Below are 19752 nucleotides of genomic sequence, written 5' to 3' on the forward strand. Positions count from 1 at the left end.
ATAAGAACCATGCGTCACAAAAAAGCGCACCGTAAACTCAATCGCACGTCGAGCCATCGCAAGGCGATGCTCCGCAACATGGCGGCTGGCCTCATCAAGCATGAGCAGATCCTGACGACCTTGCCCAAGGCAAAGGAATTGCGGCCCTATGTTGAGAAGCTGATCACGCTGGCGAAGAAGGGCGGCCTGTCTAACCGTCGTCTCGCCATGTCCCGCCTGATGGACGAAACCCAGCTCAAAAAGCTGTTTGACGTATTGGGTGAGCGCTATTCCGATCGCGACGGTGGATACAGCCGGGTGATCAAGGCTGGCTATCGTCAGTCGGACGCCGCGCCGATGGCAGTCATCGAGCTTGTTGATCGTGACGAAGAGGCGAAAGGCCAGGATTCCGGTCCGGTCGAAGTCGACGAAGTCTTTGCAGACGAGGTCGCCGCCTAACGGCAGACTATCCGACACCAGTTCGGTATTTTCCAAGGGGATCGCGGGTGCTAGGCTCGCGGTCCCCTTTGCTTTTGAGGTGTCCGATGACTGCTGCCCGCTTGTTCCTGCCGCTCATGCTGCTTGCCACCCCGGCGATGATCGCCGCTCAAGGATCTTCATCCATGGAAACGCCGATCACCTACCCTGAAACCGAACGCGGCGATGTTGTCGAAGAACAGTTCGGCGTGGCGGTCGCTGATCCCTATCGGTGGCTCGAAAATGATGTGCGTGTCGATGAGAATGTTCGCAACTGGGTAACGGCGCAGAATGCGGTGACGGATGCCTATCTGGAGACTCTGCCGGGGCGCGACACCATTGCCGAACGGCTGACCGAGCTGTGGAATTATGAACGCGTGGGCGTTCCGGTGAAGCGCGGCAATCGGTACTTCTACACCCGTAATGACGGCCTTCAGAACCAGTCGGTCCTCTATATGCGCGAAGGCCTGGATGGTGAGCCGCAGCTGCTGATCGATCCCAATGAATGGTCCGAAGATGACGCAACGGCAATGGCCCAATGGGTGCCGTCTCCTGACGGTCAATTTATTGCTTATGGAGTCCAGGACGGCGGGACTGACTGGCGGACGATCCGCGTCCTCAATGTCGAAACCGGCGAGACGCTGAGCGATACCGTCGAATGGGCGAAATTCACCAGCATCACTTGGGCCGCTGATAATGTCGGCTTCTTCTATTCGCGCTTCCCAGAGCCCGATGCGGATAGTGAGTTCCAGTCACTCAACATGAACCATGCGGTCTATTTCCACGCGATCAATACCGCCCAGACCGAGGATCGGTTGATTCATGCGACGCCGGACCGCCCGAACCTCAATCATTTTGCGCAGGTGACGGACGATAAGCGCTGGCTGCTGATCTACTCATCGGAAGGCACCGATGATCGCTATGAGCTCACGCTAGGTGACTTGTCGGAATATACGGTACCGACGCGCACGATCATTTCCGGTTTCGAGCATAATTGGGAGTTGGCGGGTTCGGATGGGAACCAGCTTTACTTTGTGACCAATAGCGATGCGCCGCGCGAGCGGATTGTCCGGATGGACGTGTCCGGTGAAACGCCGACGATTACCGAGATTGTCCCCGAAAATGAGGCAACGCTGGAAGGCGCATCCTTGGTCGGCGACCGCCTGATCGCCAATTATCTGGTCGATGCGCGCAATGAAGCGCGGGTATTCGAACGGGACGGCACCCAGGTGGCAACTGTCGATCTCCCGGGTATTGGCAGTACGGACGGATTTGGCGGTGAGCTCGGCGATCCGGAGACCTTCTTCTCCTTCACCAGCTTTGCAACGCCCACGGCCATCTATCGTTATGACAGCGCCACCGGCGAAGTATCGCCCTTTGCCGTGCCGGAGGTGCCGTTTAATCCCGAAGACTATGTGGTTGCCCAACGCTTTTTCACCTCGCGGGATGGAACCCGGGTGCCGATGTTCATCGTCCACCGTGCCGATCTCGACCATGCCGAAACGCGCCCGACACTGCTCTATGGCTATGGCGGCTTCAATATTTCCCAGACGCCGGGCTTCAATCCGGGCCGGTTGCAATGGATGGAAATGGGCGGCGTGTTTGCGCTCGCGACCTTGCGCGGCGGCGGTGAATATGGTGCGGCCTGGCACGATGCGGGCCGACTTCAGAACAAGCAGAATGTGTTCGACGATATGATCGGCGCTGGCGAGTATCTGATCGCTGAAGGGATCACCTCGGCGGACCAGCTGGCGGTGCAGGGGCGTTCCAATGGCGGATTGCTTGTCGGGGCGGTTGTGAACCAGCGCCCGGATCTGTTTGCCGTCGGCCTTCCGGCAGTGGGCGTGATGGATATGCTGCGCTTTGATCGGTTTACGGCGGGGCGTTATTGGGTCGATGATTATGGCTATCCCAATCGCGAGCCGGACTTCCGGACGCTGCTCGCCTATTCGCCCTATCATAACATTCCCGAGACCGGCGATTTCCCGGCCATCATGGTCACGACGGCGGATACGGATGACCGGGTCGTGCCCGGCCATAGCTTCAAATATACCGCCGCGCTTCAGCATGCTGATCTGGGTGATCGGCCCCATCTGATTCGTATCGAAACCCGGGCCGGCCATGGCTCGGGACGGCCGACCAGCCAGCTGATTGCTGAATATGCCGACCTCTGGGCCTTTACCGCGCGCTGGACCGGATTAGAGGTCCCTGAAGCTGAATAATGCAGATTCTCAATATCTTGTACGTTAATGTAAAACGCATTTTACATTAACAAGGCCCTACAAGCGAGTTCAGTACCCGCTCACAGCGACTGCTCTAAACCACACTCAGTTCTTCACGGAACTATGTGCAAAAAGGAGCAGCGCGATGAACACAATTGGAAAGACTTTGATGGGGGCCACTGCCGCGACTGCGCTCGCAGTTGCAGCCCCTGCCCAGGCCCGGGACAATGACGGCATTGATGCCGGCGATGTCATAGCCGGCGTTCTCGTCCTTGGCGGGATTGCAGCCGTGGCCGCCGCTATCGATGGCAATGATGATAACCGCTATGAGCGACATCATACCCGCCATGGAGATTATAACTATCGCGGCGATTATCGCCGGGGTGACTATCGCCAGGGCCAAAGGCTGAGACCGCGCCAGGCAGTAAATCGCTGCCGTCGAGCGGCTCGCCAGGAGGCATCACGCTACGGTCGTGCCCAGGTGACCGAGATTACCGAAGTTGATCGCAGAAGCGATGGATATCGGGTTCGCGGCCGGTTGCTCGTGGAAGAGGGTCGCTATGGCCGCCGCGGCTACCGGACGGCCGATTATGATCGTGGCCGGTTTAGCTGCCGGGTCCGCTACGGCCAGATCGACAGGTTGAGAGTGCGCGGGCTCAACTAGACTGAGCTGGCCACAGGAGAGGGCGTGGAGCAGGCATGGGCTCCGCGCCCTTTCTTCTGTCCGGGCTAAAATATTGCTTAGGCGGCGCGATCTTTTCGCATGGCGGCGGGTAGATTCGCTTCGTCGCCAAGCCCGAGTATCGCAAGGATCTCTTCGGGGCTGCGCATTTCACGTTCGATCACGCTGCACAGTTCCAACCCGCCAAATCCGTTTTCGATCTCACCACGAGCATAGGAAATGCTGGTCTGGCCCTGCACAAAGGTCGCCCGTTGCTCTTCGTTTTTCGGCAGCGGGTAATGCGTCCCAAAAGCATCGCCTGCGGAGCTGCCGACGATCTTGCTCTCCTGGTCGAGCAGCAAGAACCGATCGCCCTTGCGATTATTCTGGTGGAGCATGGAATGCATCCCAATGATCGAATCTGCATAGCGGCCCCAATCATATTCCAAGTAAAGCGCACCAATCACATCGCCGCCTTCCAAGCCATGCTCACGGACACCGCAGACGAACAGCACGCAGGGGCGATCATTGCCTTGGGGGTTGAGCCAGATTTCATCGCCGGACCATTGGTCAGCACTGACCGTATGGATTGCGCGTTCGAATTGCGGTTGGCCCTTCAGGTTGAAGGCCATGAATGTCGGATTGTCTTCAATGCTGAGCCGGATCACACCATCTGTCGTGACGAGGAACGCATTGCTGTAAAAATCCGAAAACGCGAATTGCGCATTCAGACGTTCGCGTGCATCGGCTTCTTTCCTCGCGTCGCCGGGGTCGCCAAGATAAGACCGGATACAGGGTTCGGTTGCCAATATCCTCAAATCCACGCTGCGGGCCGATAGGCCGCTTAATGCCAGGTCGTTGATCGTTTGAGCCAGATCGGCCAGGCGCGCACCTTCCAGCTCATCGACGAGCTCATCAACGATGCGCGCGGTCGATGCGAGGCGGTCCATGATTGTCTGGCGAAAGTCGCTGGCCGCATTTGCGGCGCTACTGGCAAGAGACTTCACTTCCTGGGCGACAACGGCAAATCCACGGCCCGCTTCGCCCGACCGCGCCGCTTCGATCGTCGCGTTCAGGGCAAGCATCTTGGTTTGCTGCGCGATATTGTCACTAGCCGCTGCGTAACGCCCGGTTTCGTCTTCGAGCAGGTCGAGCAGGGCTTTGATCCGTCTCGGCATGGATATTCCCCAGTAATCTGGAGATTAGTGATAGTTGCGATACCCTAACCAAGCGTTAAGCATATTTGCCGGTTTCGTGACGTACTGCTACCCGCCATCACTGCCGAAACACGATCTGCCAGTGTGGCAAGGCAAATCAGGGTACAATTTTGGTCGATATTTTTGAGGGAACCGATGATCCGAAAGGCCGAATCCGAACAACTTGTTTCAGATCTGCTGCCGCATATGGGCTTGGAAGTCCTTGCGAAAACTGCCCATGAGCTTGTTCTTCCGGAAAAAGAGCCGGATTATGAGCTTAAGGCCGAAAAGATTGTGGTCATGCTTTTCGCCGCCCGCGCTGGAAGCACCTATACAGGCTCGCTGATTCAGAACCTGCCATATTTCGGGACGGTTACCGAAAGCCTCAACCCCCGGGCTTTGGAACGAGAGCGGACCAAACTTGATCTGACCTATCATACCGAGGCCGTGCAAAGCATCATAACTAACAGATCGCGGCAAGCCTTTGGGTTTCGATGCACACAGATCGGCCTCGCCAGTGCTGCAGTGACGGGTCTTCTTTCGCAGTTCCGCGATCGCCTGTCCTTTGTCCTGCTGCGTCGCCGTGATGTTACCGCCCAGGCTGTCTCGATGGCCAAGGCCCAACTTAGCGGGAAATTTCACAGCTTTCAGGACGCCGCCAACAAGGTGACGGTGGACGATTATGATTTCGACATGATCAGTAATCGCTGTGCCAAGATCGCTTCTATCTATGAGCGCCATGAAAAGGTGCTCGAGCTGTTCAATGCCACGCCGCACACGGTCTATTATGAAGACATTGTTGCCGATCCCACCCGGTTCTTGTCTGGCGTGTGTGATTTCCTGGACTTCGAGATGCCCGCGGACCTGCCGCTCGAGACACGGGTCGCCAAACTCCCGAACAAGATCAACGCTGCCTGGATCAAACGCTTCAACAAGGAAAATCAAGGCAAGCGACGGCGCTCTTTCTTGTTCCGCTGAGCCGGGTCGCAACTAAGGTCATACTGCTCCACCCGCTGGACGCCTGACGGCTGGACACTCAGCGTTCGGCTCCTTATTTGCTTGCCATGACAATCCAGCCATCCGAATCCATTCTCATCGTCGACTTTGGCAGTCAGGTGACGCAGCTGATTGCGCGCCGCGTCCGCGAGGCCGGCGTCTATTCTGAAATTGCGCCATTCAATGCGGCCGAAGAGGCGTTCAATCGCCTCAAGCCCAAGGGCATCATCCTGTCCGGTAGCCCGGCCGGAGTTCCTGAAGAAGGCAGCCCGCGCGCGCCGGATATCATTTTCGAAAGCGGCCTCCCGATTCTCGGTATCTGTTACGGCCAGCAAGTGATGACGCATCAGCTCGGCGGCACTGTCGAAGCTGGCGACAGCGGCGAATTTGGTCGCGCCTTTATTGAGATTTCGGACGAATGCGTGCTGTTCGACGGGCTCTGGAAGACCGGCGAAACACATCAGGTCTGGATGAGCCATGGCGACAAGGTCACGCAATTTGCCGAAGGGTTTCGCATCGTTGCGACAACGGAAGGCGCGCCCTTCGCGCTGATCGCCGATGATGAACGACGCTATTATGGCACGCAATTTCACCCGGAGGTGGTGCACACGCCGGATGGCGCCAAGTTGCTCGCCAATTTTGTCCGCCATGTTTGCGGCTGTGCTGGTGATTGGACGATGGCCGAGTTCAAGGCCACCAAGATCGCAGAAATCCGCGAACAGGTGGGCGATGGCAAGGTGATTTGCGGCCTATCTGGCGGCGTCGACAGTGCGGTCGCCGCCGTCCTGATCCATGAGGCGATTGGCGACCAGCTCATCTGTGTTTTTGTCGATCATGGTTTGATGCGGATGGATGAGGCGGAACAGGTCGTCTCGCTCTTCAAGGGCCATTATCACATCCCGCTCGTCCATGTGAACGCGGAGACATTGTTCCTCAACGGTCTCAAAGGCGAGACGGACCCCGAGAAGAAGCGCAAATTTATCGGCAAGACCTTCATCGACGTGTTCGAGGATGAAGCAAACAAGGCGGGCGGCGCGGACTTCCTTGCCCAGGGAACCCTCTATCCCGATGTCATCGAAAGCGTGAGCTTCACCGGCGGGCCTTCTGTCACTATCAAATCGCACCATAATGTCGGCGGATTGCCGGAACGCATGAATATGCAGCTGGTCGAACCGCTCCGCGAACTGTTCAAGGACGAAGTCCGCGAGCTCGGTCGTGAACTCGGCCTGCCGGATGCCTTTGTCGGTCGCCATCCGTTTCCCGGACCCGGTCTTGCGATCCGCATTCCCGGCGAGGTGACCAAGGAGCGGTGCGATATCCTGCGCAAGGCGGACGCGATCTATCTCGAAGAGATCCGCAATGCCGGGTTGTACGATGCAATATGGCAGGCATTTGCCGTGCTGTTGCCGGTAAAGACCGTCGGCGTGATGGGCGATGGGCGAACCTATGACAGCGTCTGCGGCCTGCGTGCGGTGACCAGCACCGATGGCATGACCGCCGATGTCTATCCTTTTGACGCCAGCTTCCTGACCCGCGTCGCAACACGCATCGTGAATGAAGTGAAGGGCATCAACCGGGTGGTCTATGACTATACGTCCAAACCACCCGGCACGATCGAGTGGGAGTAGGGGGTACACCACAGCGCGCTTCGAAATCACGAATCGCTAACGATATGGATCGGGATAGCGTGATCACCCTATGGCAAGCGTGCGATCTGACGCGGCCGTGGAACGATCCGGTGGCGGATTTTGATCGGGCCATCGCAACGGTCACGTCCGATATCCTGGTGCTTCACGACAGCGATGTCCTGATTGCCAGTGTGATGGTTGGTTATGATGGGCACCGGGGCTGGGTCTATTACCTCGCTGTCCATCCCGAGCATCGCCGAAAGGGACTGGGCGGGGATATGATGGAGGCGGCCGAGACCTGGCTGCGGGAGCGCGACGCGCCGAAGATCCAGCTGATGGTGCGCAGCGACAATGAGGATGTCATCGCTTTTTACGAGGCCTTTGGGCTGGAGCGGCAGGACGTGGTAACATTGGGCCGGCGGCTGGACGGTGGCAGCCAGGCCTGAACAATAGGAGCTAGGAGCGCGTGATGCTGGATCCGTTGGGAGCGAATATCTGGTTGGCGGATGGCGGCATCGTCGACTTTTACGGTTTCGCCTATCCGACCCGGATGGCGATCATCCGCCTCGATATTGGCGATCTGTGGATTTGGTCGCCTGTCGCATTGACGGAGGAGCTGGCGGGCGCTGTGAACGCGCTGGGGCCGGTGAAACATCTGGTGAGCCCCAACAAGATCCACCATCTGTTTCTGTCCGAATGGCAGGCCGCCTATCCAGAAGCGCAACTTTGGGGCCCCGAATCCACCGTGACCAAGCGAGAGGATCTGACCTTTGCCGGGAGTTTAACCGACGATGCCCCGCCCGCCTGGCAGGGCCAGATTGATCAATATCTGTTCACAAATTCAAAGTTCTTGGAAGAGGTCGCCTTTTTCCATCGCGCCTCATCGACCGTCATCTTTGCCGATCTGTCCGAGAATTTCAGCGCCGCGTTCCTCGAGAAACACTGGTCATGGTGGCAGCGGCCGATCGCGCGGCTCTGGTCGATCGTCGAAGGCAAGGGCTATGCGCCCCTCGAATTGCGCGCCACGTTTCGCAATCGCCAGACTGCCCGGGCAAAACTGCACGACCTGATTGCGGCGGACCCACGGCGAGTTGTGATGGCGCATGGAGAGATCGCCCGAGAAGATGGGGCGGACTATTTGCGGCAGGCCTTTGCCTGGCTGCTTTAGGCATATTCGCGCTCAAGGTGGAGCCAGGGGTTGAGCGAATTTGGACGGGAGCGTAACGAACCAGCATGAAGGTCAAATATCGGGTCATCCATCAATCCAAATCTGTGTGGCAGGCGCTGGCGCGCGGCCGTTCCTGGACTGAATGGTATCTCGCCCAGCATAAGGGTTTTTGGGGCTGGAAGACGCTCGGCACTTTCCCGACGGTGGAAGAGGCTGAACAGGCCTGTGCCGATCACTCCAAGGGCGAGCTCCTCAATTGCGGCTCGCGTATCGTCGCCGAATTTGCCGAGAAGGACTAAATCGCCGTGACACCGACCGCCAAGATCCTGCTTCTGGGTTCAGGAGAGCTCGGCAAGGAGTTTGTGATCTCCTGCCAGCGGCTCGGCTGCCATGTGATTGCCTGCGATAGCTATGCCGGCGCACCCGCTATGCAGGTTGCCGATGAATGCGAGATATTCTCGATGCTGGATGGCGATGCACTGGGCGAGGTGATCGCGCGGCACCGCCCGGGGTTCATCGTGCCGGAGATCGAGGCAATCCGCACCCAAGTACTGGCCGACTATGAAGCCAGGGGCTTTAACGTCGTGCCGTCGGCCAAGGCCGCGCAGATGACAATGAATCGCGATGCCATTCGCGATCTCGCCGCCCAAGAGCTGAAACTGCGCACATCGGAATATCGTTACGCCGAAAGCCGGGAAGAACTGCATGCGGCGGCTGAGGCCGTGGGCCTGCCGCTGGTCGTAAAGCCTGTCATGTCATCTTCGGGCAAGGGCCAGAGCAGTGTCCGCGAAGCTGGTGATATTGATGCAGCATGGGATTATGCGGCGGAGGGCATGCGCGGTGATCGCCGGCGCGTCATCGCCGAAGCCTTTGTCGATTTCGATTATGAGATCACTCTCCTGACCGTCCGGGCCAAGGATGGCGTGCATTTCTGCCCGCCGATCGGCCATCGCCAGGAACGCGGTGACTATCGCGAAAGTTGGCAGCCTGCGGCAATGACAGACCTGGCGCTTAGCCAGGCTCAGGAAATGGCGACCAAGGTTGTCGATGCCCTTGGCGGCTATGGGATCTTTGGCGTAGAATTTTTCGTCAAAGGCGATGCGGTGATCTTTTCCGAACTATCGCCCCGCCCACATGATACTGGTATGGTGACCCTGGTATCGCAGGACCTGAATGAATTTGATCTGCACGCCAGGGCGATATTGGGCTTGCCGATCACCAACGTGGCGGCCAGAGGGGCCTCGGCTAGCGCGGTAATCTTGGCCGATCGCGAGTCTGAAGACTTCGCGATCACGGGTGTGGACGAGGCGCTGGGCAAGGCGGACGCTGAATGCCATATCGACGTCCGGCTGTTCGGCAAACCGGTGACGCGGCCCTGGCGACGCATGGGCGTTGCCCTGGCCCGACTGGATGAAGGCAGTGTCGAACAGGCGCGCGACGCGGCAATAGACGCCGCATCTTGCGTCACAATCGAATATGGAGACGAATAGATGGATCCGGTTCTCTATGGCATCCCGAATTGCGACAGCATCAAGAAAGCGCGCAAATGGCTGGAACGCCGCGCCGTCAACTATGCCTTTCATGATTATAAAAAGGCCGGGATCACCGAAGAAAAGCTGCGCGCATGGTCGGGCGAAATTGGCTGGGAAGTGTTGCTCAACAAGCGCGGAACGACGTTCCGTGAGCTGCCTGACGAGATGAAGGCCGATGTCGACGAGGATATTGCGGTCGCGCTGATGCTGTCCCATCCCTCGATGATCAAACGCCCGGTGCTCGAAAGTGAAGGTCCGCTGATCGTTGGCTTTAAGGGGGGCGAATATGAAACGGCCCTCGGACTGGAGCCGGAGTGATGGTCACCGCACGCTGGAACGGTCAGGTCATTGCCCAGAGCGATGCGACGATTGTGGTGGAGAACAACCATTATTTCCCGCGCGTTGCGGTGAATGAGCATTTGCTGACCGATAGCGAAACGACGAGCTTTTGCCCCTGGAAGGGCACTGCCTCCTATTATTCGCTCAGCGTCGATGGCGAAGAGAATCAGGACGCGGCCTGGTATTATCCTGATCCCAAGGAAAAAGCGGCATCAATAAAGGATCATATCGCCTTTTGGCGGGGCGTAGAGGTCAGTTAGGCACGCATCGGGATTGCTGGCCAAGCCGTAATTTGCGGGCTAAATAGTCGGCATGTCGACAACTTATACACTCGATACGAAGACGGACCGCGCCCACCCGACACCCAAGCCGATGAAACGGCTGACGGTTCCGGCCATTCGTGGCCGCAAGACGGATGGGAAAAGTGGCGAACCGCTGGTCATGCTGACCGCCTATACGGTCCGCACGGCGCAACTGCTTGATCCGCATTGCGATATGTTGCTCGTCGGCGATTCACTGGGGCAGGTTGTCTATGGCCTCGATTCAACGATTCCGGTCAGTCTCGACATGATGATCGCCCATGGCGCGGCCGTGGTCCGTGGCAGCTACCACAGCTTGGTTGTCGTCGACATGCCGTTTGGATCCTACGAAGAAAGCCCCGAGCACGCGATCCGGTCGGCAACCCGCGTGATGAAGGAAACCGGTGCCGCCGCCATCAAGATGGAAGGCGGAGAAGCGATGGCCGAAACTGTCGCGTTCCTGTCGGCACGCGGTATTCCGGTGATGGGCCATGTCGGCCTTACGCCGCAGGCTGTGAATGTCCTGGGCGGGCACAAGGTACAGGGCCGGGACGAGGCGACCGCAGCCAAGGTGGTCGCCGATGCAAAAGCGATTGATGAGGCGGGGGCCTTTGCCCTGGTTATCGAAGGCGTCATCGAACCGATCGCGATCGAAACCACGCGCGCTGTGTCGTGCCCAACCATTGGTATTGGGGCATCGGCGCAATGCGACGGCCAGGTATTGGTGACTGAAGATATGCTGGGCATGTTTGATCGGGTTCCGCGCTTTGTGAAAAAGTTCGATGATATGGCGGCCCATGTGACGAAAGCCGTTGAATCCTATGCAAAAGGTGTGCGCAATCGGAGTTTCCCGGAAGAGACACAGACCTATCAACCCAAGAAATAACGTTCGCGTGTCGATTGCGCGGTCACAATCACTTTCCCTAGGCGTGGCGCGCCGCTAAGGTCCGCCGCCATAACGGTTTGGAGACGATAATTGGCGATTGCGCCGCAAGATAATTCCGCATTCATGCGCGAAGTGGACGAGGAAGTCCGCAAGGAACAGGCGTTGGAGTTCTGGGAACGGTGGGGCAAATGGATTGCCATGCTCGTGGTTCTGGGCCTCGCGGCCTTTGGTGGTTGGCTCTATTGGTCCAACCAACAGGTTGCAGCTGCCGAGCAAGAAACCGAACAGCTGGCGCAACTGCTCGAGAACCTGAATGAGGGAACGACAACCGATGTTGACGAGGCGCTGGCGCCGCTGGCCGAATCCCAACGACCGATAATCCGTGCAGAAGCAATGCTGACCCAGGCGGCGCTAGCCCTAGAGGAGGGTGATCGTGATGCCGCAGTTGAACGATTTTCGGCGATAGTTGCCGATGACGGGCTGCCACAGCAGTTTCGCGATCTTGCCCTTATCCGTCAGACTGCGGTGGAATTTGACGGTCTTGAGCCACAAGCGGTGATTGATCGTATGGCTGGCCTCGCGGTACCTGGAAACCCGTGGTTTGGAAGTGCCGGCGAATTGACGGCGATCGCCCTGATGCAACAGGGAAATGACGAGCAAGCGGGTGCGCTGTTCGCGCAGATCGCCAATGAAGAAAATGCGCCAGAAACACTCCGGACACGTGCCGTTCAGATGGCCGGCGTATTGGGTGTGGATGCGGTGCCGGACGAACCGGTAGAGATTACGGACGAACAGGCTGCGCCTGCTCAGCCATTGGCTGCGGATGCAGCGGAGGAACCAACTTCATGAAGTCTATTCTGATTCCCATTTGTGCAGCATTGCTGCTCAGCGGTTGCGGATTGTTTGGCGGTGACGGCGATGCGACGCCGACCATCGGAAACCGTACTCCGATTCTGGTTTCCGAAAATGATGTCCAGATCGATCCGCAAATTGCGACAGTGCCGGTGGTACTGCCACCGGCGACCGTGAATGCCGGTTGGGTGCAACCTGGCGGAAGCGCGAGCAAGTCGCTCGGCCATCTGGCGCTTAGCAATGTTCCGACCCAAGCCTGGTCCCAGTCGATCGGTGATGCCGGTGGATCGCGGGCGCGTCTTGCCGCGGCGCCGGTTGTCGCCAATGGGCGTGTATTCACCATCGATACGGATGCAACGGTCCGTGCGTTTGATGCGCAAAACGGTGCGGAAGTCTGGTCGACACGCTTTGGCAGTGAGATCGGCAGCAATTCCGCGCTCTTCGGTGGCGGCGTGAGCGTTTCTGGTGATCGCCTCTATGTCACGAACGGCGTTGGTTATGCTGGCGCATTGAATGTCGCTGATGGCAGCCAGATCTGGAAAGTACGACCGGGTGGTCCGCTACGTGGGGCGCCAACCATTGCGAACAACAATGTCTACGTGCTGACCCAGGACAACCAGGTCTTTGCGCTTGATCCGGCAACCGGTGAAACGCGTTGGAATGTCTCCGGCACGCTCGAAGTGTCTGGCGTCTTCGGCGTGGCCGCTCCCGCTTCCGCTCAGGGAACGCTTGTGGCCGGTTTTTCGTCGGGTGAGCTAATCGCTTATCGTTATGAGAACGGCCAGATTGTTTGGCAGGACGGCTTGAACCGCACCAGCATCTCCACGTCTGTGTCGACCCTGTCCGATATTGATGCCAGTCCGGTAATCGATAGCGGCTTCGTTTATGCAATCGGCCAGGGTGGGCGCATGGTCGCATTGAGGCTGATTACGGGTGAACGACTCTGGGAAGTGAATGCCGGCGGGCTTTCGACACCTTGGATCGCTGGCGACTGGATGTTTGCCGTAACCGATGATGCCCGTGTTCTTGCCATTGCGCGCACCAACGGTCGGATCCGCTGGATCAGCCAGCTACCGCGGTTTCGTGACGAGGAAGACCGCAAAGGGCCAATCTTTTGGCGCGGGCCGGTTCTTGCTGGTGGTCAGTTGATCCTCGTATCTACGCGTGGCCATCTTGCCTTTATTGATCCTGCAACCGGCGCTGTAAGCCGGATGGAAGAATTAGATGAGGGCGTAGAGCTGCCGCCAATCGTGGCCAACAATACCCTTTACCTGCTCGATACTGATGGTGAGCTCAGCGCTTGGCGCTAGCTTTTTAGAAAGGCTTTTCGGCCATGGCGCGGCTGCCCGTTATTGCAATCATCGGCCGCCCCAATGTCGGCAAATCGACGCTGTTCAATCGGCTGGTCGGCAAGAAGCTTGCGCTTGTTGACGACCGACCGGGCGTAACGCGCGATCGGCGTGAGGGCGATGCCCATCTCTTCGGACTGGATTTTCGGGTAATCGATACGGCTGGGTATGAGGATGAAGATCCGAAAAGCCTGCCTGGTCGGATGCGGCAGCAAACCGAACGCGCGGTTGCCGACGCAGACGCCGCATTGTTTCTCTTTGATGCCCGGGCAGGCCTGACTCCGCTTGACGAAGAAATTGCGCGCTGGCTGCGGGGGACTGAAACTCCCATCATCCTGGTTGGCAACAAGGCCGAAGGGAAAGCCGGCGATGCTGGTCTCTACGAGAGCTATGGCCTCGGGCTTGGCGATCCGGTCCCGCTCAGTGCGGAGCATGGCGAGGGAATCGCAGATCTTTTTCAGCACCTCCTGCCGCATGTCGAGCGTGAAGATGAGCCTGACGATGGGGATGAGGAGGCAGCGGACGGTCCGTTAAAGCTTGCCATTGTAGGGCGCCCAAATGCCGGGAAATCAACTCTCATCAACAAGATGCTTGGCGATGATCGCCTGATCACCGGGCCTGAAGCTGGCATCACGCGCGATTCCATATCCGTGCCTTGGGAATGGAAGGGCCGGGAGGTCGAACTCATTGATACGGCCGGCATGCGAAAGCGGGCCAAGGTGCAGGACAAGCTGGAAAAGCTGTCGGTGGCGGACGGACTTCGAGCGGTTGATTTTGCCGAAGTTGTTGTCCTGTTGCTCGATGCAACCAAAGGCCTTGAGGTGCAGGATCTGAAGATCGCGGCTCATGCGATAGACGAAGGCCGGGCGATCGTCATTGCGATCAACAAATGGGATGTCGCCGAAGATAAGAAGGAGCTGTTCGAAGGTATCGAGACGGCCCTCAGCGAAGGTCTGGCGCAGGTACGCGGCGTGCCGCTTGTTTCGATCTCCGCGATTTCCGGCAAGGGAATAGACCAGCTGCTCGAAGCGGCCTTCGCCACCCGTGAGGCCTGGTCACGTCGCGTGACGACCGGCCAGCTTAATCGCTGGTTCCGCGATGCAATCGAACGCAACCCGCCGCCTGCGCCAAAGGGCAAGCGGATCAAATTGCGCTATATGACGCAGGCACGGATAAGGCCGCCCAGTTTTGTGCTGTTCGGAACCCGTGTCGATCATTTGCCGATGAGCTATCAACGCTATCTGCTCAATGGTATTCGCAATGATCTGGGTTTTGGTGCGGTGCCCGTGCGACTGACGATGCGTGCGCCGAAAAACCCCTACAAGGATGGCGGGGATGATCGCTGAGCGGGATAGCAGCGGTGATGTCGATATCGACGCTCGCGGTCTGAAATGCCCGTGGCCAGCGCTCCGGCTGGCGCGAGCGATGCGCGATATCGACAATGTGGCTATCGTCGCAGATGATCCTATCGCACCATCGGAGATTGCCGCTTTGGCAGCGGAAAATGACTGGACAATCGAAGAAATTGCCACCCAAATTGGCAATGGCTGGCGAGTTTCACGCTAGCTTTTTCAGCGCTTTGGCTCGTTTGATCGCAAAAACCCCAGATTTGGGCCCAATCTGACACTTCGGTAAACTGGTTGTTTACGCACTCCCATTACAGCCAGTCTCGGAACAAGTGAAAGGGGTCACTGGTGGCGCTCCAGGAAGACAAATTGGTCGATTGGACCGAGTTTGAAGCCGTTCGCGAACAATTGGGTGCAAATTTTGCGCGCATTTTGCGTTATTTCAGCGAAGACGGGATCAAGTCGGTCGAGTCTATCGAACAGGCTATGCATGAAAAAGTTACGGTCGCACTGATCGTGCCGGCGCACACGCTCAAGGGCGAGGCCGCGCAGTTTGGCGCGCGTCAGCTCAGCGCCTTGGCCGAAAAGATTGAAATGTCTGCGCGCCATCTCGTCGAAATCCAACAGACGCCCGAAGAACTGGTTCCTGAGGCTGCACGGCTGCGACCGTTGTTCGATGCAACGATGGCAGACCTTGAAAAGGCCACAAACCCATTGGTTCAGCGCCGTCAGGCGGACGATGATCAGGCCGTTGCCAACCAGACCTTCGGTCGCCTTTAAGCGCAATTTCTAGCCCGCGGCCGGATCTTCCGACTGCAACTGACAATAATTGTCGATGCCCATGCGTTCGATCATATCGAACTGCTGCTCAAGCGTATCAACATGGTCTTCTTCGCTCGCAAGGATGCTGGCCATCAAGTCACGGCTGACAAAATCGCGGACCTTTTCGCAATGCTCGATTCCGTCTTTGAGGAGGGGAATCGCATCATTTTCGAGCTCAAGGTCAGCCTTGAGAATCTCTTCTACGGATTCGCCGATCCGGAGACGCCCCAGCAACTGAAAATTCGGTAATCCATCAAGGAAAAGAATGCGTTCCGTCAACTGGTCGGCATGCTTCATTTCGTCGATGGACTCGCCATATTCGAACTGGGCAAGCTTCTTGATGCCCCAATTGTCGAGCATCCGGTAATGCAGGAAATATTGATTGATCGCCGTCAGTTCATTCTTCAGCGCCTCATTGAGGAACTCGATGACTTTTTCGTCACCTTTCATACCGGATCTCCTTGTTCAGTCCGGCGGTATATAGCGATGATTCGTTGCGGCGAGAACCCCTAAAAACCCATGTTTTCTGCGGGTTTCAGATGGTTATGCTAAGCAGTCGCAGTTTCGGACTGAATGATCTCACGTGCGAACGATACGCATTGTCCGCAACGCGGCTTGCAACCCATCTGTTGATAGGCAGAGCAGGGGGTCGACGCGCCCTTCTTTGCGGCAGCGCGCAAGTCTTTTTCCCGAATCGCGTTGCAAATACAAACAACCATGCGACCGAGATATGTCTATTGAGATTAATTCGCAATAGTAAAAGTGGCGTATCTGTTTATTTTTTCCGGATTGGCTGGAGTTCGCGACGGGCCAGTGAACGCCAGAGCCATTCGAGCGGACCATAACGATAACGATCGAGCCAGGCTTTGGACCAGAGCAGCATCAGCGCCCATATGCCGGGCACGACAATATAGATCGATGCGCGGCTTAGCTCGCCAAAAAAGCCGAACCCATAGCCATAAAAGATCATTGTGCAGACAATGCTGGTACCGAGATAGTTGGTAAAGGCCGCGCGTCCCGTGGCTGCCACGCGCGCCATCAGCGCGCTTCCAGGTGACGACTGGACCCAATAGAGGACGAGCGCGGCATGGGCGAGAACCACTGCAGGATTGATCAGCGTCTGCCCGGCAAAGTCCAATGCAAACAAGGTCACCGGTTCAAATCCACTGCGAATGATCAGGAATGCGAGAATGGCCAGAAGCGGCAACCCGATTAGATAGCCGATCTTCGCACATCGTGCGTAGCGTGCGCGCTCCCATTCACCGGTCAGGAAACCGCTTTTTAGGCCAGCCATGCCGAGCAGCATAAGTCCCAATGTCTCGAGGGACGCCGTCAGGTTGCCGACAATCGGATCCCAGAAAGCGGGTCCCAGGCGATGGGCAAGTAGGCCTGCATAATCGCCACGGTGAATCGCCATTGTCTCAGCGAGCTTGTCAGGAGGGATGGCGCCGAACTGCGCGGCAAACTCCTGCCATTGTGTGATCAGCTCGGCATCAGCATCAGGTGCCAACGCCGCTTCCCGCATCATCCAGATCGATCCCGCCACGAGCCCCAGCAATATCGCTTGGGTGACGATCAGGATTAGCCCCAGTACGACCAGCTTGTGGGTTTCCATTTTGCGAAAGAAGAAGGCGACCGAGCCGATCACCGCATAGAGCATCAATATGTCGCCAAACCAGATTGCATAAGCATGGAGTGCGCCGAACAGCAGTAACCAGCTCATCCGTGAATAATGGGTGAGGGCCGGGCTTTCATCCTTGGCCTCGGCCCGCTGGATGACGAGCAGCATTGACGCACCGAACAGGACCGAGAAGAGTCCGCGCATCTTCCCGTCGGAAAAGATGAAGTTGGTCGCCCACGCCGCGATATCCGGCGGCACGGTTCCGCCATAGGCGATGGGAGTGAAATATGCTGCTTGCGGCATGGAGAAGGCGACGATGTTCATGAGCAGGATGCCCATGACGGCAATTCCGCGCACCACGTCGAGGCTGACGAAGCGGCTGTCCATCGGCGCTGGCGCGTCAGTCATAAGTTCCCCCTACTTTCTGTCGGCGATCTAGAGCCAGCTCGAAATCGCCTCTAGCGGCTTCTTGCTGAGCGCATGGACCGGCACGGTAGCATCGTCAGCAGGCTTGCCGGCAACAACGATCATCATCGGCTTTTCATTGGGTGGCCGATCGCACACCTCGTTGAGAAATTTCATCGGATTGGGGGTGTGGGTCAACGTAGCCAGACCGGCATCGTGGAGCGCGGCGATCAGGAAGCCGCTCGCAATGCCGACAGATTCGGTCACATAATAATTCTGTTTGTCATCGCCCGGATTGGGTCCCCCGCGCCGCTGGCCGAAAATCACAATCAGCCAAGGAGCGATTTCGAGATAGGGTTTGACCTCATCTGTACCAAGCGGGGCAAGTGCTTCGAGCCATTCGTCGCTGGCCTTTGTCTCATAGAACGTCTTCTCTTCGGCTTCGGCCGCTTCGCGAACAGCTTTCTTCTTATCTGGCGAAGAGATCACGGCAAAATGCCAGGGCTGGTGGTTGGCGCCATTGGGCGCGGAGCCAGCCGCCAGTATCGCCTGTTCTATCACTTCGCGCTGAACCGGCGCATCGCTGAACTGTCGGCAGGTGCGGCGTGTCTTGATAGCCTCGTAAAAGGCTTTGGCGCGTGCGAGCCGGTCCGGGTCGGAATAATCAGGTAGCTCGGAATAGGGGACGGTGTCATGGTCTGTCATGCCGCGCGCTTTAGCCCGTTGGTTGAACGGCGCAAAGGGTCAGACTGTTGACATCAATGTCAGTAGATAGCATCAAATCACCATGGCTATTGATCCAAATCATATGGAAATGCCGATTCCGGTCCATCCGGATCGGCCAAAACTGCGCAAGCGCCCGCGCAAGGCGTTGCATCATTTTCGCGAGTTGCTGAAGGATAAGGAGGATACCGAACAGGTATTCTGGATCTTCGAAGCGCTTCCGCGGCAATCCTTCCGTGATGATGCGCTGCGCTTTGGTACGAGCGAAGAGGGGCGCGCCATCTATGCGAGCGAGCGCTATTTGCCTGACTTGCTCGACGATCATGAGCGGCTGCGCGCGATGCCGGAAGGCAGTGTCGGCCACGCCTATTGCGATTTCATGGAAGCCGAAGGGCTGACTGCCGCTGGGCTTGTCGCCGAGGGCGAGAAGATGGACAAGCCGCGCTATAATGACCTGATCCAATGGTATGGCAATCGCAATCGCGACACCCATGACCTCTTGCACGTGCTTACCGGTTATGGCCGCGATGGACTGGGCGAACAATGCGTGCTCGCCTTCACCTATGGCCAGGATCCGTCTCTTGCGCACCTCTTCATTGCCTATGCCGGTGGCATCAACATGAAGAAGGTTACGCGCACAAAGGCTCCTATCTTCCGCGCGATCAATCAGGCCAAGCGGCATGGCAATGCCGGCCCGCGAATCTGGGAAATGCCGATTGCCGAACTGCTCGCCGAGCCGCTTGAAGAGGTTCGGGAACGCTTGAACATCGGCGCGCCGACCTATTATCACGAGGCGCATCGCATTTTACGGGAAGAGGGACGTGATCCCTATGATATTCTCGGCAAGAATGTCGCGCAAGAAAGCAGCGAACTCGCCCAGCCGGCTTAGCCGCAATCAATAGGCCTGCATGACACAATCGCCGCCATCGGTGGCGAGATGCACCAGGCAGCCGACGGCGACAGCACGCACCTTCCAATTGGGAATGATCAGCAGTGCTGCATAGGCGAGCGCTGCCCAAACGGTGTGCAACGGATGGAAGCCGATGCTGCAGCGATTGGGATCGTAGATGGGATCGGCCAGCAGATGATCGACATCGATCAGCATCGTTGCGGCTATTATCAATCCGGCGCGCACCCATTGCTCGCGCCAGAGAATCCAGGCGATAACAAACGGCAGCACGGCATGTCCGAAGATATGCAGGGCAGACTGAAGAAACTCGATTGATGGAGGCATGGAATTGGACCCCCGGG

Annotated in this window: 23 protein-coding genes and 1 pseudogene; 18 read left to right on the plus strand and 6 right to left on the minus strand. The window is 57.7% G+C overall.

Annotated elements, in window-relative coordinates:
- Positions 1-9 precede the first annotated feature (9 nt).
- From rplQ to HFP51_RS14410, 3 genes are all read left to right on the plus strand, one after another.
- The gene (rplQ, locus tag HFP51_RS14400) at positions 10-438 is read left to right on the plus strand and encodes a 50S ribosomal protein L17 (protein ID WP_176876407.1); all 429 of its coding nucleotides are present in this window, start codon (positions 10-12) and stop codon (positions 436-438) included.
- An 86-nt stretch (positions 439-524) separates the two neighbouring features.
- The gene (locus HFP51_RS14405; RefSeq protein WP_176876409.1) at positions 525-2678 is read left to right on the plus strand and encodes a prolyl oligopeptidase family protein; all 2154 of its coding nucleotides are present in this window, start codon (positions 525-527) and stop codon (positions 2676-2678) included.
- Between the two features lie 145 nt (positions 2679-2823).
- Positions 2824-3342: a hypothetical protein gene (locus HFP51_RS14410; RefSeq protein ID WP_176876411.1), complete on the plus strand. Its 519-nt coding sequence runs from the start codon at positions 2824-2826 to the stop codon at positions 3340-3342.
- A gap of 961 nt (positions 3343-4303) precedes the next feature.
- Here the strand turns inward: HFP51_RS14410 and HFP51_RS14825 are convergent.
- Positions 4304-4442, minus strand: a pseudogene (locus HFP51_RS14825) (methyl-accepting chemotaxis protein); the annotation flags it as partial.
- 249 nt (positions 4443-4691) lie between these two features.
- Here HFP51_RS14825 and HFP51_RS14420 point away from each other — a divergent pair.
- The 14 genes from HFP51_RS14420 to HFP51_RS14485 all read left to right on the plus strand — a co-directional run bounded on the left by HFP51_RS14420 (position 4692) and on the right by HFP51_RS14485 (position 15710).
- Positions 4692-5513 (plus strand): Stf0 family sulfotransferase, encoded by an 822-nt coding sequence (locus HFP51_RS14420; RefSeq protein WP_176876415.1) that lies wholly within the window; start codon positions 4692-4694, stop codon positions 5511-5513.
- Positions 5514-5599: 86 nt separating this feature from the next.
- Positions 5600-7159: a glutamine-hydrolyzing GMP synthase gene (gene guaA, locus HFP51_RS14425; protein ID WP_176876417.1), complete on the plus strand. Its 1560-nt coding sequence runs from the start codon at positions 5600-5602 to the stop codon at positions 7157-7159.
- A gap of 44 nt (positions 7160-7203) precedes the next feature.
- Positions 7204-7605, plus strand: a complete 402-nt coding sequence (locus tag HFP51_RS14430; protein ID WP_176876418.1) for a GNAT family acetyltransferase — start codon at positions 7204-7206, stop codon at positions 7603-7605.
- Between the two features lie 23 nt (positions 7606-7628).
- Complete coding sequence (locus HFP51_RS14435) at positions 7629-8327, plus strand: DUF4336 domain-containing protein (RefSeq protein ID WP_176876419.1); 699 nt, start codon at positions 7629-7631, stop codon at positions 8325-8327.
- Positions 8328-8392: 65 nt separating this feature from the next.
- Positions 8393-8626, plus strand: coding sequence for a hypothetical protein (locus HFP51_RS14440; protein WP_176876420.1), 234 nt, complete (start codon positions 8393-8395; stop codon positions 8624-8626).
- Between the two features lie 6 nt (positions 8627-8632).
- Positions 8633-9817, plus strand: a complete 1185-nt coding sequence (purT, locus tag HFP51_RS14445; protein ID WP_176876421.1) for a formate-dependent phosphoribosylglycinamide formyltransferase — start codon at positions 8633-8635, stop codon at positions 9815-9817.
- The gene (locus tag HFP51_RS14450) at positions 9818-10177 is read left to right on the plus strand and encodes an ArsC family reductase (protein ID WP_176876422.1); all 360 of its coding nucleotides are present in this window, start codon (positions 9818-9820) and stop codon (positions 10175-10177) included.
- A complete protein-coding gene (locus HFP51_RS14455; RefSeq protein ID WP_176876423.1) occupies positions 10177-10458 on the plus strand; it encodes a DUF427 domain-containing protein in 282 nt (93 codons plus the stop codon). Before HFP51_RS14450 ends, HFP51_RS14455 begins: the two co-directional genes overlap by 1 nt.
- Before the next feature lie 52 nt (positions 10459-10510).
- Positions 10511-11383: a 3-methyl-2-oxobutanoate hydroxymethyltransferase gene (gene panB, locus HFP51_RS14460; RefSeq protein ID WP_176876424.1), complete on the plus strand. Its 873-nt coding sequence runs from the start codon at positions 10511-10513 to the stop codon at positions 11381-11383.
- A gap of 123 nt (positions 11384-11506) precedes the next feature.
- The gene (locus HFP51_RS14465; protein ID WP_255454699.1) at positions 11507-12232 is read left to right on the plus strand and encodes a tetratricopeptide repeat protein; all 726 of its coding nucleotides are present in this window, start codon (positions 11507-11509) and stop codon (positions 12230-12232) included.
- Positions 12229-13545 (plus strand): PQQ-binding-like beta-propeller repeat protein, encoded by a 1317-nt coding sequence (locus tag HFP51_RS14470; RefSeq protein ID WP_176876426.1) that lies wholly within the window; start codon positions 12229-12231, stop codon positions 13543-13545. The genes HFP51_RS14465 and HFP51_RS14470 overlap by 4 nt, the downstream gene beginning before the upstream one ends.
- A 23-nt stretch (positions 13546-13568) precedes the next feature.
- A complete protein-coding gene (gene der, locus HFP51_RS14475) occupies positions 13569-14930 on the plus strand; it encodes a ribosome biogenesis GTPase Der (RefSeq protein WP_176876427.1) in 1362 nt (453 codons plus the stop codon).
- Positions 14920-15150: a sulfurtransferase TusA family protein gene (locus tag HFP51_RS14480; RefSeq protein WP_176876428.1), complete on the plus strand. Its 231-nt coding sequence runs from the start codon at positions 14920-14922 to the stop codon at positions 15148-15150. Before der ends, HFP51_RS14480 begins: the two co-directional genes overlap by 11 nt.
- 128 nt (positions 15151-15278) lie before the next feature.
- Entirely contained in the window at positions 15279-15710 is a 432-nt protein-coding gene (locus tag HFP51_RS14485) for an Hpt domain-containing protein (protein ID WP_176876429.1), read from the plus strand.
- Positions 15711-15719: 9 nt separating this feature from the next.
- On the opposite strand, the gene bfr is transcribed toward HFP51_RS14485, so the two are convergent.
- The 4 genes from bfr to HFP51_RS14505 form a co-directional block, all read right to left on the minus strand.
- Positions 15720-16202, minus strand: a complete 483-nt coding sequence (gene bfr, locus HFP51_RS14490) for a bacterioferritin (RefSeq protein ID WP_176876430.1) — start codon at positions 16200-16202, stop codon at positions 15720-15722.
- Between the two features lie 98 nt (positions 16203-16300).
- The gene (locus tag HFP51_RS14495) at positions 16301-16471 is read right to left on the minus strand and encodes a bacterioferritin-associated ferredoxin (protein WP_176876431.1); all 171 of its coding nucleotides are present in this window, start codon (positions 16469-16471) and stop codon (positions 16301-16303) included.
- Positions 16472-16527: 56 nt separating this feature from the next.
- Positions 16528-17781, minus strand: coding sequence for a DUF418 domain-containing protein (locus HFP51_RS14500; protein ID WP_176876432.1), 1254 nt, complete (start codon positions 17779-17781; stop codon positions 16528-16530).
- Positions 17782-17808: 27 nt separating this feature from the next.
- A complete protein-coding gene (locus HFP51_RS14505; RefSeq protein WP_176876433.1) occupies positions 17809-18483 on the minus strand; it encodes a nitroreductase family protein in 675 nt (224 codons plus the stop codon).
- Positions 18484-18565: 82 nt separating this feature from the next.
- On the opposite strand from HFP51_RS14505, the gene HFP51_RS14510 reads away from it, so the two are divergent.
- Positions 18566-19390, plus strand: a complete 825-nt coding sequence (locus tag HFP51_RS14510) for a Coq4 family protein (RefSeq protein WP_176876434.1) — start codon at positions 18566-18568, stop codon at positions 19388-19390.
- A 6-nt stretch (positions 19391-19396) separates the two neighbouring features.
- On the opposite strand, the gene HFP51_RS14515 is transcribed toward HFP51_RS14510, so the two are convergent.
- Positions 19397-19735, minus strand: a complete 339-nt coding sequence (locus HFP51_RS14515; RefSeq protein ID WP_176876435.1) for a DUF6122 family protein — start codon at positions 19733-19735, stop codon at positions 19397-19399.
- Positions 19736-19752: the final 17 nt, after the last annotated feature.

This window comes from Parasphingopyxis sp. CP4, assembly GCF_013378055.1.
In the GTDB taxonomy this organism is placed as follows: domain Bacteria; phylum Pseudomonadota; class Alphaproteobacteria; order Sphingomonadales; family Sphingomonadaceae; genus Parasphingopyxis.

What these genes read in the sequence shown, in the direction of transcription:
- rplQ (WP_176876407.1), top strand. Translation starts at nt 10, where the DNA reads ATGCGTCACAAAAAAGCGCACCGTAAACTCAATCGCACGTCGAGCCAT.
- HFP51_RS14405 (WP_176876409.1), top strand. Translation starts at nt 525, where the DNA reads ATGACTGCTGCCCGCTTGTTCCTGCCGCTCATGCTGCTTGCCACCCCG.
- HFP51_RS14410 (WP_176876411.1), top strand. Translation starts at nt 2,824, where the DNA reads ATGAACACAATTGGAAAGACTTTGATGGGGGCCACTGCCGCGACTGCG.
- HFP51_RS14420 (WP_176876415.1), top strand. Translation starts at nt 4,692, where the DNA reads ATGATCCGAAAGGCCGAATCCGAACAACTTGTTTCAGATCTGCTGCCG.
- guaA (WP_176876417.1), top strand. Translation starts at nt 5,600, where the DNA reads ATGACAATCCAGCCATCCGAATCCATTCTCATCGTCGACTTTGGCAGT.
- HFP51_RS14430 (WP_176876418.1), top strand. Translation starts at nt 7,204, where the DNA reads ATGGATCGGGATAGCGTGATCACCCTATGGCAAGCGTGCGATCTGACG.
- HFP51_RS14435 (WP_176876419.1), top strand. Translation starts at nt 7,629, where the DNA reads ATGCTGGATCCGTTGGGAGCGAATATCTGGTTGGCGGATGGCGGCATC.
- HFP51_RS14440 (WP_176876420.1), top strand. Translation starts at nt 8,393, where the DNA reads ATGAAGGTCAAATATCGGGTCATCCATCAATCCAAATCTGTGTGGCAG.
- HFP51_RS14450 (WP_176876422.1), top strand. Translation starts at nt 9,818, where the DNA reads ATGGATCCGGTTCTCTATGGCATCCCGAATTGCGACAGCATCAAGAAA.
- HFP51_RS14455 (WP_176876423.1), top strand. Translation starts at nt 10,177, where the DNA reads ATGGTCACCGCACGCTGGAACGGTCAGGTCATTGCCCAGAGCGATGCG.
- panB (WP_176876424.1), top strand. Translation starts at nt 10,511, where the DNA reads ATGTCGACAACTTATACACTCGATACGAAGACGGACCGCGCCCACCCG.
- HFP51_RS14465 (WP_255454699.1), top strand. Translation starts at nt 11,507, where the DNA reads ATGCGCGAAGTGGACGAGGAAGTCCGCAAGGAACAGGCGTTGGAGTTC.
- HFP51_RS14470 (WP_176876426.1), top strand. Translation starts at nt 12,229, where the DNA reads ATGAAGTCTATTCTGATTCCCATTTGTGCAGCATTGCTGCTCAGCGGT.
- der (WP_176876427.1), top strand. Translation starts at nt 13,569, where the DNA reads ATGGCGCGGCTGCCCGTTATTGCAATCATCGGCCGCCCCAATGTCGGC.
- HFP51_RS14480 (WP_176876428.1), top strand. Translation starts at nt 14,920, where the DNA reads ATGATCGCTGAGCGGGATAGCAGCGGTGATGTCGATATCGACGCTCGC.
- bfr (WP_176876430.1), bottom strand. Translation starts at nt 16,202, where the DNA reads ATGAAAGGTGACGAAAAAGTCATCGAGTTCCTCAATGAGGCGCTGAAG.
- HFP51_RS14495 (WP_176876431.1), bottom strand. Translation starts at nt 16,471, where the DNA reads ATGGTTGTTTGTATTTGCAACGCGATTCGGGAAAAAGACTTGCGCGCT.
- HFP51_RS14500 (WP_176876432.1), bottom strand. Translation starts at nt 17,781, where the DNA reads ATGACTGACGCGCCAGCGCCGATGGACAGCCGCTTCGTCAGCCTCGAC.
- HFP51_RS14505 (WP_176876433.1), bottom strand. Translation starts at nt 18,483, where the DNA reads ATGACAGACCATGACACCGTCCCCTATTCCGAGCTACCTGATTATTCC.
- HFP51_RS14510 (WP_176876434.1), top strand. Translation starts at nt 18,566, where the DNA reads ATGGCTATTGATCCAAATCATATGGAAATGCCGATTCCGGTCCATCCG.
- HFP51_RS14515 (WP_176876435.1), bottom strand. Translation starts at nt 19,735, where the DNA reads ATGCCTCCATCAATCGAGTTTCTTCAGTCTGCCCTGCATATCTTCGGA.